Consider the following 14,278-nt stretch of genomic DNA (forward strand, 5'->3'; position numbering starts at 1 on the left):
TTGGTTTTGCACAAAAGTCTGCATTACATTTAGGTATTGTTAGCTGTAGTTATTTTTTTAGCACCCAATATGGTTATCAAAATACCGAAAACAAACAACGTCCAGTAAAAAACATCATATTTTAGACCGTCTAACCAATTAAAAAATAGTTCGCCATAACTAGTGTTAATTAAGGTTACTAGAAGGTTATTGATGAAGTGTAATAAAATGGAATAACTAATTTTCTTTGTTTTAAAGAATATTAGGCAGCTGGTTATACCAAATAAAAATGACGGTATAAGATTACCAGGAGTTTCAAAATGTATTGCAGAGAAGCAAAGACTCGATATAAATATTGCGAGATATAATTGATACTTTTCTAGAAGTTTTGAAAATAAAAACTTTCTATAAAACAATTCCTCAAATATTGGAGCTATGATTAACGTACTAAGCATAGTATAACCATATTCAAAATATAATTCCCCATAACTTCTAGTGATTGGTTCAAAACTACTATTTTGAAAATATTCAATTAATCGATTATAATCCCAAAATGGTTGTCCAACAAAACCGAGTCCAATTGCACTTATTATCAAGTAGGGAATTAGATTATAGTTTAGTCCATTTATTTCTAAAATATGAGAATAATGCGGTTTGGGTTTCCAAAACAGATAAAAAACAAACAGATAAGCCATAACAGCGGATAAACTCAAAACAATGTCGAACATTGGGTTAAATAGGTTTATATCCCAATTTGTGTATTTTACAAGTAATGCTAAAATTACTTGTGGAATATAATAGACTACTGTTACCAATAAGGTTAATAAAATGGCTTTGGTTATTTTCAATTAAATGTTTTTATAATTACCGCTAACAATTTTGTGCATGTTTAATGGCGTAGTTTAGCACTTAACTTTGTAAGTACAGGCAAAACTATAAATCTATTAGGATTTTTAGAAGTAGGCGAGAATAAGTAATTACTTACATCCATTGTTAGCGTTTCGTTGTTTATTTCAATCTTCTTTTAATAGTTTTAATTTTCTATTCATCTCAATTAGACTCTGCTCATAAAGTTTTCCTAACCATTCTTCAGATAATTCTGTTTCAGTTGCTGGTTTATCAATTCCTAATAAACCTGAAATCATTCCAGCTTGAGCCCCAAATTCACGAATTATAATAGTAGGAAATTCAGCACAAACATGAGCTATTATGTTTATTGCTTCCTCTTGTGGAAAAGCTTTCTCAGAAAAAATTATTTTAATAGCCTTTGTAGCATTTCTTAATTCATTTAATATAGTCTGTACTATTATAGCAGAATCCTTACTTTTAAAATATTGAGTTATCGCATTACTAAAGCTTTTTGCAAAAATAAAATCCAGAATTTCCCAGAATTCTGTTGAAATAACGAATAACTCAGAAATCAAATGATCTGAGTATCTATAAATTGAATGACTATTTCGGAAATCAAGATATCTATCATAGTGTAGCAAAAAAACAATGCTCTTACTAAGGTCTATTTCACAATCTTTTATTGATTCAAAATTACTTTCTCTGAAAACTGAAGTATGCTTTTTTGTTAAATTAAAAATTTGTTTTTCATCCTTTAATTGCTTAATTAAAAGTATTGAATACAAACTTTTATGATCATTTTCTAATTCAAGGCGAAATTCAAAAAAGCGTAAAGCTGCGTCTATTAACCATTCATTATCTTTCCAATTTTCAATTAATAAATTTGATTTAAAATTTAAATACACTATATCTTCTGAATAATGGTCAAGCCCTTTATTAATCCAACTTAAAGCCTCTTTAATATTTCCAATTTTTTCATAGGCATAAGCAATTCCAAAATAGGTATATTGATATTCAAGAAGCATATCTTCATCATTACCAACTGCTTTCAACATAAGGGACAAACCTTCTTCTGCCTTATTGAAAATTCTTGAAAGTGTAACACCTTTACTGAAAAGAGCTTGAGGTAAAGAAGGGTTTATTCTTAAAGCCTTATCATAACAACTTAACTCTTTTTCATGTTCTTCAATATCATAGTAAACTTGCCCAAGATTTTTCCATGCTTGTTCAAAATTCGGATTTAACTTTAAGCACAATTCAAAATGAGTAATTGCTTCTTCATTTAAGCCTAATCGACTTAGAGTATTTGCATAATTGTAATGATAAATAAATTGAGTGTTATCCAGATTTAAGAACTCCTTAAATATGTTTTTCGCTTCAATAATTTTCCCTTTGATTCCATTCTGCATACCATCCTCTGCCAAGATGCAAGCCTTTGTCAAATATTGATTAGATGTACCAGAAAGCACAATAGCCTTATTGATATTATTGATAGCTTCTTTGTAATGAAATGTATTATATTGACTTTGTGCCAAACCTTCTAAGATTGCGATATCATTTGGATTATCTAGTAAAAGATTTTTGAAATAGAAAATTGACTTTTCATAATCGCGTGAAAAATAATATTTCCACGCAAAAATCTGTGAATTAGAAATCTCTTCATATTCAAGAGATTTAATGCCATCTACAAGCATTTTGACACTAAAAATATCCTGAATATATTTAGAGATTGAGTCCCAATCAATTCGGCTAAGTTTATTTGCTTTCGGAATATTTATAGTATAAGTTTTTTGCGAAGATGTTAAATCAATTTCTAATTCATTATACCAACACCAATATGCTTCTTTTTCCTCTTGCACGTATGCAACAAGCAATACAGGTTCTAATTTTGTATTAAATAGTCCTAGAGTTGAATGCTTTAATGAAATTGAAGTGAAATCACCATTCTTTTCTTTTATTTTACTTTTCAATTGTACAGAAAAACTTAGTCCAGTTACTTCATTATTAGTGACAATATTAACAACATAGTCAATGCCATAATCGTGTTCTGGCTTATCGATATACCATTCATTTGAAACTTGGAAACTAAAAAACTTGTTTGATTCCGTTTCTAAAATATGATTGTTATGTCTATTAGGTTTATCCAAGTTCTCTATAGTTTTTCTTTATTGTAATCTGGTTTGCACTGGTGTTCTCTATGAACGCTAACTGTATTGTGTATGAAACGTAGCGTACAAAAAGACACTAACTTTTCGGATTAACACAGAGCCGAATTTTTATATTTTGTTTTTAATTTTTCACTTTTTAAAAGCCAAATTAAAAAGGTTTGGCGGACTTGGTTAAAAAGTACTAAACTTAATTTTAAGCACCTAAACCCATATTAATTATAGCCGTTGTTACAAAACGTTTTTTGTTCTTTCGTCTATTAGTTTTAAATATCTTTCTCTATTTTTTTTACTCAGAACCTTTTCAGCCATTTTTCTTTTGTCTTGTGTAGTTTTATAATAATTCTCGAAAGTTTTAGACTGAATATTCATATTGTAATTAACATAACGTTCTGTAAACTTGTAATATTCAAGACTTTTAGAATTCCATTTATGTTTATTATACTCTTTGAAAACATCTGAATAAAAGTTGTCAGATTCAGGATTTTTAATTGAACTTTCCACTTTTTCAGGGTAGTACTTCTCAAACCAGTTTAAATATTTGTTTAAATGCCCGAGGTAAATTTCAGAGTATAAAAAGTTATCGAAGCTGTTTTCAATTTTAATGTTGTTCAAGTCAATTACTTTTAAATCAAATTCTTTCTCTATTAGCATTTGTTCCCAATTGGTTTTGTAATCTGATTTTTGGTCATAATCTAACTTGCTCTTGTCAATCTTATTTGAATTTAAATAAAATTCTCGCAGTTTTATTTGTTGAATACCAGTATTGTTTGGACTGTTTATAGAATCTATACTTTGTGTTTCAATCCAATTTATATTAATCGACTTCTCATTTGTAATATAGAAAGTAGGTATTGAGGTGAAAAATTTTTCGCAATTCCCGAAAAAGTATGTTTGTGGTGCCGAACTATATATTTGGTATGTAAATGGTTTAAACTTTTTAGTTGCAATTGAAACTAATTTTGAATTTAGGTTATGTTTTTTGAATTTGAACTCTCCATTTTTTGAAATAGATGTTGAATCAATTGTATAATTCTCGTTCAAATTGTCAAAATGATTAATTTCATTAAGGTAAACCATTCCAGAGTCAGTTGAATAAATTTTTCCATTAATTATTGTCCCAACGTTTTCATTGCCTCTATTACAGGATAGAATTGCTAAAACTAAAATTGTTATTAAGTAAAAGTTTTTCATCAAATGTTTTACAACTAGTTAGTAAACGCAACTACAAATTTAACGCGCTTAATTTTCTTACAATATAAAAACATTTTTTGTGGTACAATTACGGATATGTGTAATTGTATAAAAATAATTTATAAATGGTAGTAATTGGGTGTTTGTTTACTATTTAGTATCAAAAAAAATTCTCCTTTTACACTAGTTTGTAGACGCTAGTATAAAAGGAGAAAATAAATAATTGTTAAGTACTTAATACGCTACGTCTATAAAACGCATAGCTCCTGCTGGTACTGTTATTTCTATTTTATTGTTGGTTGCTGTTAACTCTTCTTTAGATAAAATATCTACTATTTGTTTGGGTGTTTTGTGAGTAAAGGTTACGGTAACTTTTGTGTTTTGTGGGTTTATATAGTTTGGGTCTATTAAAATTAAGCGTGTGTGGTTTTCATCTAATTGTATAGCGCTCCATGATGCTCCAGAGACTACAATTGGCAACTGCTTTGCTCCTTCTGCTACTTTTGCTTTTATAACTGCACCAAACTCTTTTGCGGGTACTTTGGCTCCGTTTTTAATACCTACTTTGGCTGTAGATACAAAATAAGGTTTTCCTTGTTTTTCAATTAGTGTTTTTGCCTCTAAAGGTGCCACAGGTACCATACCGTTTGGTAGTACTGGCATATAGTTTAACCACCTATATTTTACACCCAATGCAGCGTTAGAAAAATCGTGCTCTGGTATGTTTACGCCTGCCCAATGCATTTGTGCATAAGAAAATACGGCAGCATCATCTGTTGTGCTGTATTGTTTTAAATCATGGTGTGTATCTACGGTGTGTATTAGTTTTTCATCTACGTTTTGTATTAAATGCCATGCACTAATAGACTGCATGTCTTTTGGTGCTACTACAGGCAACACGCCAGATTTCATTAACGCAAATAAAATATTTAAGCCTGGTTCTTCTGTAAATGGGTTGTTTGCCACTACACCATACCTTGCGCCATAGGCTGCCATTAAAGTACCTTGTCTTAAATAAGGAGATATAGAGCGCTGCCCACCTGGAGAAAGTGGTCGCCAACTTGTTGGGTTGTCGTCTATTAAACGCATTGCAAAATCGTTTACATAACCGCTAGACTGCATACCTACACGGCCTGCTAAATTAAGGTCTTGAGTTCTGTTGCTTGTATCCTCGGAGGCTGGTACTAAAATATCGTTATACTTTTTAGAAAAGAACATCTCTTTCCATAAAGGTAAGTGAGACGTTGCTGCCCAAAACATATTTTTGTACCTAAAATACAATTTGGCTCTATTATTTTTTCTGATTGCTTTTGCCAATCTAGGCATATACTCTCTTACAAAATACTGTACTCTTGGGTCTTCTACATTAGCCATTTCTGCGTACACAAAGCCATAACAGGTGGTTGGTGCTACTTCTAATATTTTCTCTAAGGTTTCTATTTGTATGTAAAAAGGATCGTTACCGTGGCCTGCCCAAAAAGTAAATGGTTGTCCTTTAGCCTCAAAATCTCTTGCCATTTGTACAATGTCTTCTCTAGAGTCTTGGTATTTACCACGCTTGTCTTTTTTAAGTGCTTCTTTGCCTATAATTTTAACCATACCAGAACGCTCTGTGCTTTCTTTTGGTGATCTTTGTATTACAAACGTTACGTTGTTTCCGTTTAAGTTTGCAACCTCATCATCTATTTTTTTAGAGGTAATCATTACCCAATCTTTATCAGATTTTTGTTGGTATGCTGGTAGCTTAAAATTTAATGTTTGTTGGTATAGTTTGGCTAAATTTTCTTCAACCTCCAACATTCTACCTTGTTTTTTTTGGGTTGTGTTCCACCAGTTATTTTTAGCAACATTAAAAGTATATACTGCATTACCGCCATCTACCTCACCTGCCGCAAATAAATTGTTTTTACTTGGTATGTACGTAATATCACTATACACTTTGCCTTTGTATTTTTCGCCTGCTGTAGCAACCACCTTACCTTTGGTATCTAACACATAAATTATGCTCCCATGCTGAAACATTATTTGTTTGTTTTTTGTCAAATATGCTCCTTTGCTGTGTGCATACCTCTGTGTTCCTTTTTTACCACCACTACTATATTCTATTAACTGATTAAAGTTAGCGTCTAATGCAGTAAAGAATGGTTTAAAAGAAGTATCTCCAAAAATTAAAAGATCGTCTAAAGCATCATTATTAATATCTGCTACAACAAAATCTGTAAGCATAGATTTACTTAATAGTTTATGCTTTTTGTTTTTATAGTCTAAGCGCCTAACAACCTCTTTAGTATCTGGATTTAAAAAACCAAAAAAGTCCCATCTAAATTTATCGTGCACATAGGTCATTACAAAAAGACTCTGCTTGTCTTTTTCTATAAAATTACCAGACATTAGTTTACGTACTACGCCATCTATTTTTGTGGTAGAAACTAAACTGCCTTTAGCATTTAGCTCATACAATTTATAGTTATTACCACCTGCAAATATTTGTGGTTTTCCGTTGTTTACAACAGCAACCTCACTAAACCTAACTTTATCCTTTGGAGTAAACGTCCAAAGAACTTTTCCTGTACTGTTGTAGCAGTAAATAGAGCCGTTTGCACTTGCCGCTATAAGCTCATCTTTACCATTATTTGTAATATCTGCAGCTACTATTTTAAATAACACAGCAGGGTTTTTAGTTGGTTGACTCCATAATTTTTTTCCAGAGAGTGTGTATGCAGCTACGGCACCATCTAACTCTGACACATATAAAATTTGGTCTTTATTTACGTTAGCTACAATAGCGTTACGTATGCCGTTGCCTTCTGTTATAAAGTTTTGTGCGTAAACACTACCTAGCATTAACATAAATGCTAGTATATATATAAGTTGGTTTTTCATTTTTAATAGTTTTGGTTAAAAAAAAGAGCAATGATTTTTTCTTAAAAAGTAGTACTATTTAAGAACATCATTACTCTTAATACAAGATAACAAACATACGTTTAGCTCCTATTTCTAAACATAATACATTCTAATTTTTACTTTATAAATTCAGAAATTACTAAGGTCCAAACTTTACTAGAGTCATCTGCGGCTGTAACTTTATACTGCATTGTATCTGCACTAAAGTCTGCCACCTTACCAAGTGTTGGTGCACTACCTACCGGTGCTATGGTAGCCGCCGTAGAAATATCTGTATACCCTACAATTGTGCTTAATGTAACATTATCCCTAACTGCCGCAGAAAAATCTGCATTGGCAGCTGGCACAGTTATAATACAGTTAATTATAGCGTCTTCTGTATTAATCATTGTTTCTGTAGGTAGTTGTATTACCTGTAGTTTGTTATTGTCTGTAGTGTCATCAATCCACCTATACTCAAACTTAAAACTTGTAATTTCTGCATCACTAAAGGCAGGCAAATCATCTAAACCAGATTTTAAACAAGAAGTACTTAGTATACAAAGTAACAGTACCAATATATGTGTTATAATTTTTTTCATAAGAAATATACTTTAATATGTTAGTAGATTACCAACCCGGATTCTGGTCTAGTAAATCGTTTAAAATTCTTTCGTTTTGCGGTACTGGAAACAAGTAACGCTTAGGACTAAATCTTTTCTTTTGGTTTCCTACTTTTAGTATTACTGGTTTTCTCTCAAAAGATTTTCCGTCTTCAGAAATTTCAAAATAAGTGTATTGCTTATCATTTAATTCTGATATTACACCACCACCATCTTCTTTACCCCAACGTAAAAGAGACCAATATCTATCATTTTCAAAAAACAATTCTACTCTACGTTCTATCTTATACATATCCCAAGCTTGCGTGCTTGTAATACCAGTAGATAGTGCAGGTAATTTACCGTGTACAGTTCTTGTTTTGTTTATATACTCTACCGCAGTAGATACATCATTTAAGCGTAATAAAACCTCAGCATAGTTTAAATAAGCTCTACCCAAACGCATTGCTACTTGGTGGTGATTTGTAAAAACAACGGCTTTATACCCTTCAATATCTTCATAAATACCTTTGCGTAAAAAATAACCAGAAATTGTAGATGCCTCTGTACCTTTTGTACTTTGAGCGTAATGCATATTACCACCTACTCTAGTAGTTACTGTGTTAGAAAAGAATTTAGAAGAATCTTGCACTATTGATGCATAAAAACGTGCATCTCTGTGTTCATTATAAATAGCTTCTGACAAAAAACCGCCAGTATTTAAATAGTCTTGATAGTAACTAGTTTGGTCCCACTTTTTGGCAACACCATCTGTATCTGCAACCAAATAATCATCTACTAAATCTGCAGAAGGCATACAGGTTGTCCACCCTAAAAACGATTCTTTTAACTGTGGTGTGCCTGTTGTTTTTGCAACCTCCATATTAGGCATTGTACGTTGCATAGGTGTTAATACACACAAAGTAGCATCTATATTAGAATACAGTCCTAAAATAATACCAGATGAATTTAAGCCAGTATCATAACTATTAAAAATAGCCCCATAATCATCATCTAAAGCATAGCCTAAACCAAGTAAATCTTCACTAGCTTTTTTAGCTATTTTGTAATAATCGTCTTTACCAGTTTCTACATACGCTGCACCGTGCAAAGCTACTTCTGCTAAATATGCATATGCAGCACCTTTAGTTAAGCTACCTGGTTCTGCATTATTAGCCAATGGCAAATCTTCCGCTGCCTCTTGCAAATCTTTTATAATAAAATCATACGTTTCTTTAATGGTTTTAGAACGTGGTAACTTTAAATTGTCTTCTTCTGTTAACACCTTATCTACAATAACATACTTACCAAATAACCTTGCTTTAGAAAAGTACATTAAAGCACGTAGCATTTTACCTTGTGCAATTAAACCTGGTTTAGCAGATTCTTGTATTCCTTCTGATGCTGCTACTTTTTCTATAATTAAATTACAGTCTCTAATAACCTCAAAAGAATTTTGTTTTATAGGTGCTTTTTTACCCAGTGGTGCATTACCATAAAAGTAATACGAGTTATTTTTTGCCCAACCAGCATCATAAAACTGATCTATAAGATCTAATGCTATTTTGTTGTTTTTAACTAAAACCATATTGTCTGTAAAATCGTCTACACCAGCGCCTCCACCTTTTGGGTCTGGATCTAATGGATTTACCATTAGTTCTGGTATTACAGATGCGTAGGTATTATAAACAAAGCCTTGCGCTAAGTTATAATCGCTCCAAACATCTAGTTCTGTATACTTATCTAGCGGTTTAGTTTCTAAAAGATCATCATCACATGAAAAATTAGTAAAACCTAGTATAGCTATTATTATATATGTTGATATTTTCTTCATTGCTTACTTTTTTACGTTATTAAAATCCAACAGTTAAACCCAATGAGTATGTACGTTGTACTGGGTAACCGTAACCTACAATACCTGCATTGCCTTGTACTTGTTCTGGATCAAAAAAATCTTTTACTGGAGATACAGTAAACAAATTGGTTCCGTTAATAAACATTCTAAATGTTGATAAGCCTTTTGCATCTGCTAACAATGTCTTTTTAAAATCGTACCCAAGCTGAAGGTTTTTAAGTCTAAAGTATTTTGCATTTTTTAAGAAATAGTCTGATGGGTTACTAATAATATCATTATTACCACCATTAACACCAACACTAGTTGTTGGTCTAGGATACAATGCATTTGGGTTATCTGGCGTCCAATAATCTAACTGGTACACATACGTTAACCTTTTGGCCTCTGCTGCTATAAAACGATCAAAACCAATGTACCTATCTCCTGTTCCTTGGAACAAACCAGACATAGACCAACCTTTGTATTTAAGTTTAAAATCTATACCGTAAGTTCCGTGTGGTATAGAAGATTTACCTAGCAACCTTTTATCTTGCTCATCTACTTTACCATCTCCGTTAGAGTCTACATAACGTATATCTCCGCCTTGTGTTTGTGTAGAACCCAATAACCTAGGATTATTTATAAGGTCTTGACCACCTTGGTATAAACCATCTGTTTGGTAAACTGCACCACCTTGCCAGTAATCTGTACGGTGTGTTTGTCTTGTGTAAGGGTTGTATAAAGTAGCCTGGTCTTCTGTATCTAACTGTTCCCATAACTGATCAAAATACGAGTAATTGGCACCAACTTCATACTGAAAATCTGTTCCTTTACCACCTTTGTACCTTAAACCAAGCTCAAAACCTGCTCTACGCTGTGCAGAGTTAGACCTTACCTGTGGTAAATCTTTACCTAATGGCTGAGAATACACATTTTTTGGACTTACTAAAAAGCCAGTAGTTTTGTAATTAAAATATTCTATAGTACCGCTTAACTTATCACCCATTGATGAAAAATCTAAACCATAGTTAAAAGATTCTCTTGTATACCAAGTAAGCTCGTCTGGTTTTACCAAGTTACCTTCAGAATAACCATTTACTAGAGCATCACCAATAGTATAAGCACTAGCTTCTAAATTATAAACAGGAATATAACCAAACCTATTTACACCTTGTGTTACCCCTGTTTTACCGTAAGATGATCTTAGTTTTAAAGAATTTATTATGTTTTTTTCTTTAAGTGATTGCATAAAATCTTCCTCTGTAACATTCCACGCAAATGAAAATGCCGGAAAAAATCCCCAACGTTTCTTTTCTGAAAAATTATCGTTACCATCATAACGACCACTTAATTCTAAAATGTACTTATAATCATAATCGTACTTTAATCTAAAAACATAACCTGCATTGGCACCTTCTCTTTCACTACCATCATTATCTTTACCAATTGCTGGCCCTGCAAATAATTGGTCTACTGCTCCAGAAATATAATCTCTACGGGATGCTGCTAAGTTTGCTGCAAAATTACTAGCTCTGTTGTATACAAAAGTTGCATCTATACCGTGTACGCCAAAAGTACGACCGTAAGATATGCTTGTTTCTAAATAAGTACTGGTGTTGTAATATGAAGATTGACTTAATGCTGGTGCTTTTTGTGGTGCTATAGAACCGTCTTGCATATAAAGCGGTACATTGTACTCCCATAATTTACCCCAACCATCACCATCTCTGTAGTTGGCCATTGCTCCAAGTTTTAAACCTTCTACACCAGGTACTTGCCACTTAAGACTTAACTGTGTGTTTATAAATTTATCTCTTGTTCTATTATAACCTGCATCCGGATCTATTAATGCCAATGGGTTGTCTCCGTTACCACCACCTGCAAGTGTACCGTCTAAATTATAACCTCTGTACAATGCACTTGTATTTTGGTTTACAGCGCGCCAAATACTAAACATTCCTGGGTAAGGCTCTTGGTATTTTTCTAAACTTGCATTTACATTTAAGCCTACTTCTAAACCTAGCTTTTCAAAATTAGAGGTTAGGTTACTTCTAATATTAAAACGCTCGTAGTTTACAACATCTTCTTTTAAAATTCCTCCTTGGTCTACATATCCTAAAGAAACAAAATAGTTTGCCTTTTCATTACCTCCATTTAAAGATAAATTATGGCGTTGCTCTGGTGCAAAATTCTTTAATGTTAAGTCTAACCAATTATTATCTGGGTAAGTATCTAAATCTGCATGCGTACGTATTGTTTCTAATTGTGCATCAGAATATGGTACCGGTAAACCTTCATAAGCACTTGCTCTATTTTGCACTTGTGCGTACTGGTAAGAGTTCATTTGCTCTGGTAAAATTGTAGGTTCACTAATTTGGTAGTTGTATGAGTAGTTGATATTCATTTTACCATCCTTACCTCTTTTTGTTGTAACCAGCACAATACCATTACCTGCTCTAGAACCGTAAACGGCAGTTGCAGAAGCATCTTTTAAGAAACTAATAGATTCTATATCGTTTGAGTTAATGGCGTTAAAATCTTGTTCTCCTAAAATAACACCATCTATTACGTATAGTGGACTGCCACCACCACGAATAGATACAGACGGTGAAGCTCCTGGGCCACCTCCATTATTTTGTACAATAAGACCTGCAACTTGCCCTTGCAATGCCTCACCAACATTCATATACGGAGTTTGCTCTAACTTTTCTGTATCTAAGGTAGATACAGCGCCTACCATTTTTCTTTTGGTAGATGTACCGTAACCAATAATTACAACCTCATCTAACTGAGCAGCATCTAATTCTAATGACACATTTATAGCTGTTTGCCCGTTAATTGCAACCTCCTTAGTTTTAAAACCAATATAAGAGAATACTAAAGTAGTAGCGTCACTAGGCGCGCTAATACTATAGTTACCATCAAAATCTGATACAACACCTATGGTTGTACCCTTTACTAACACATTAGCCCCTAACAATGGCATACCATCATCTGTAGAACTAATAACACCTGTTATGGTAGTTTTTTGCCCATAAGCACTAATACCAACCAACAACAGCAACACATAAAGTGGCAGCTTCCACTTTGTAGCGTTTTTGAGTTTGTTTTTTTTCATTTTTAAGTTTTAGTTGTTTTAAAAATTAAACATCTATTAACACGTATTGTTAATTTGATGTTATTTCTAATATCGAAGGTATTGACTTTCTATTTTTTTTTGTATTCAATGGTAAATAATATGTGCGTATTAGTACAAAAGACTGTTTACTAGACAATTAAAACAAAAATCTAATTATAAATACGGTATTATTAGCTATAAGAAAGTGAGTATAAAAAGAGTACTATGTACTGCGTATTATTGTTTTTTTGGTATAAAATAAAACGGTTACTCCTATAGATACCAGTATACCTATACTATATGACAAGATGTAGTTTAACATAAAACCTTCTGGTGCTACCAATATGTATGTAGTTACTACGGCAGACATAAATGCGGCAGGTAAAATTATAAACCACGTTTTTTTACCCTTATTTTTCATATATACTGCTGCTGCCCATAAAACTATAGTTGCCATTACCTGATTAGACCAACCAAAATAACGCCAAATAATAGCAAAATCTACCTTAGTAAGTACCACAGCAATAACAAAAAGCGGAATGGTAACTAACAATCTTTTAGACAGTTTAGATTGATTTATTTTAAATGAATCTGCAATTGTTAAGCGTGCACTTCTAAAGGCTGTATCACCAGATGTAATTGGTGCTGCTACTACTCCAAATACAGCTAAAATACCACCTACTTTACCCAGCATAGTATTGCATATTATATTTACCACCCAAGCAGCATTATGGCCATCTTGTGTCATTGTCTCTCCCAACTGGCTAACACCACCAAAAAAGGACATTGCCACTGCTGCCCAAATTAAGGCTATAATACCCTCTGTAACCATTGCACCAGCAAATACCTTTTTTCCATCTACTTCATTAGAAATACAACGTGCCATTAAAGGCGATTGTGTTGCATGAAAACCAGATATTGCTCCGCACGCAATAGTAACAAACACTAACGGAAATACAGGAAATATATCTGGATCTGAGTGCATATTTTGTAAAGTGGCAAAACTAATTTCTGGAATAGTAAAATCTTGAAAAATTAATGCTCCAAATAAACCAAAAGCCATAAGCAATAAAGATAATCCAAACAATGGGTATACTTTACCAATAAGCTTGTCTATAGGTATCATAGTTGCTAAAATGTAGTATAAAAATATAATTATAACCATTGTAGATGCGCTAATACCTGTAAGCTCTTGCAATATACTTGCTGGTCCTTTTACAAAAACAACACCTACTAAAACTAGCAGTACCACGGCAAAAATTCTCATAAAATGTTTAACGCCATTGCCCAAATACTTGCCTACTATTTCTGGTATACTTTGTCCGCCATGACGTATAGACAACATTCCGGAAAAGTAATCATGTACTACGCCTCCAAAAATACACCCAAAGGTAATCCACAAAAAAGCTACTGGTCCCCAAAGTGCACCAGATATAGCACCAAAAATAGGTCCTAAACCTGCTATATTTAAAAACTGAATTAAAAATATTTTACCTAGTTTTAGCGGTACAAAATCTACACCATCTTCTTTTGTTATTGCTGGCGTTTTACGGTTTACATCTATGCCAAATTGTTTTTCTACATAGCTACCATATATAAAATAACCAAGTACTAGAATTACTACACAAATTACAAAAGAGATCATACTGGTTTT

8 protein-coding genes are annotated in these 14,278 nt (G+C 32.7%); all 8 read right to left on the reverse strand.

What is annotated here, in order from left to right; genetic code table 11:
• Positions 1–29: 29 nt before the first annotated feature.
• Positions 30–827, reverse strand: coding sequence for a CPBP family intramembrane glutamic endopeptidase (locus AX016_RS15680; protein ID WP_100896507.1), 798 nt, complete (start codon positions 825–827; stop codon positions 30–32).
• Positions 828–992: 165 nt separating this feature from the next.
• Positions 993–2,975, reverse strand: a complete 1,983-nt coding sequence (locus tag AX016_RS15685) for a tetratricopeptide repeat protein (RefSeq protein ID WP_100896508.1) — start codon at positions 2,973–2,975, stop codon at positions 993–995.
• A gap of 249 nt (positions 2,976–3,224) precedes the next feature.
• Positions 3,225–4,187 (reverse strand): hypothetical protein, encoded by a 963-nt coding sequence (locus tag AX016_RS15690; protein ID WP_100896509.1) that lies wholly within the window; start codon positions 4,185–4,187, stop codon positions 3,225–3,227.
• A 234-nt stretch (positions 4,188–4,421) separates the two neighbouring features.
• Positions 4,422–7,070 (reverse strand): PQQ-binding-like beta-propeller repeat protein, encoded by a 2,649-nt coding sequence (locus tag AX016_RS15695; protein WP_100896510.1) that lies wholly within the window; start codon positions 7,068–7,070, stop codon positions 4,422–4,424.
• A gap of 137 nt (positions 7,071–7,207) precedes the next feature.
• Positions 7,208–7,672 (reverse strand): DUF5018-related domain-containing protein, encoded by a 465-nt coding sequence (locus tag AX016_RS15700; protein ID WP_100896511.1) that lies wholly within the window; start codon positions 7,670–7,672, stop codon positions 7,208–7,210.
• A gap of 28 nt (positions 7,673–7,700) precedes the next feature.
• The gene (locus tag AX016_RS15705) at positions 7,701–9,506 is read right to left on the reverse strand and encodes a RagB/SusD family nutrient uptake outer membrane protein (protein WP_100896512.1); all 1,806 of its coding nucleotides are present in this window, start codon (positions 9,504–9,506) and stop codon (positions 7,701–7,703) included.
• A 19-nt stretch (positions 9,507–9,525) separates the two neighbouring features.
• Complete coding sequence (locus AX016_RS15710) at positions 9,526–12,624, reverse strand: SusC/RagA family TonB-linked outer membrane protein (RefSeq protein WP_100896513.1); 3,099 nt, start codon at positions 12,622–12,624, stop codon at positions 9,526–9,528.
• A gap of 223 nt (positions 12,625–12,847) precedes the next feature.
• Positions 12,848–14,269 carry a carbon starvation CstA family protein gene (locus AX016_RS15715; RefSeq protein WP_100896514.1) on the reverse strand — a complete coding sequence of 474 codons (1,422 nt, stop codon included), beginning with the start codon at positions 14,267–14,269 and terminating at the stop codon, positions 12,848–12,850.
• Positions 14,270–14,278 lie beyond the last annotated feature (9 nt).

The organism is Cellulophaga sp. RHA19 (assembly GCF_002813425.1).
In the GTDB taxonomy this organism is placed as follows: domain Bacteria; phylum Bacteroidota; class Bacteroidia; order Flavobacteriales; family Flavobacteriaceae; genus Cellulophaga.

Coding starts and splice junctions, on each gene's coding strand:
- AX016_RS15705 (WP_100896512.1), bottom strand. CDS start 9,506: ATGAAGAAAATATCAACATATATAATAATAGCTATACTAGGTTTTACT.
- AX016_RS15710 (WP_100896513.1), bottom strand. CDS start 12,624: ATGAAAAAAAACAAACTCAAAAACGCTACAAAGTGGAAGCTGCCACTT.
- AX016_RS15700 (WP_100896511.1), bottom strand. CDS start 7,672: ATGAAAAAAATTATAACACATATATTGGTACTGTTACTTTGTATACTA.
- AX016_RS15715 (WP_100896514.1), bottom strand. CDS start 14,269: ATGATCTCTTTTGTAATTTGTGTAGTAATTCTAGTACTTGGTTATTTT.
- AX016_RS15695 (WP_100896510.1), bottom strand. CDS start 7,070: ATGAAAAACCAACTTATATATATACTAGCATTTATGTTAATGCTAGGT.
- AX016_RS15690 (WP_100896509.1), bottom strand. CDS start 4,187: ATGAAAAACTTTTACTTAATAACAATTTTAGTTTTAGCAATTCTATCC.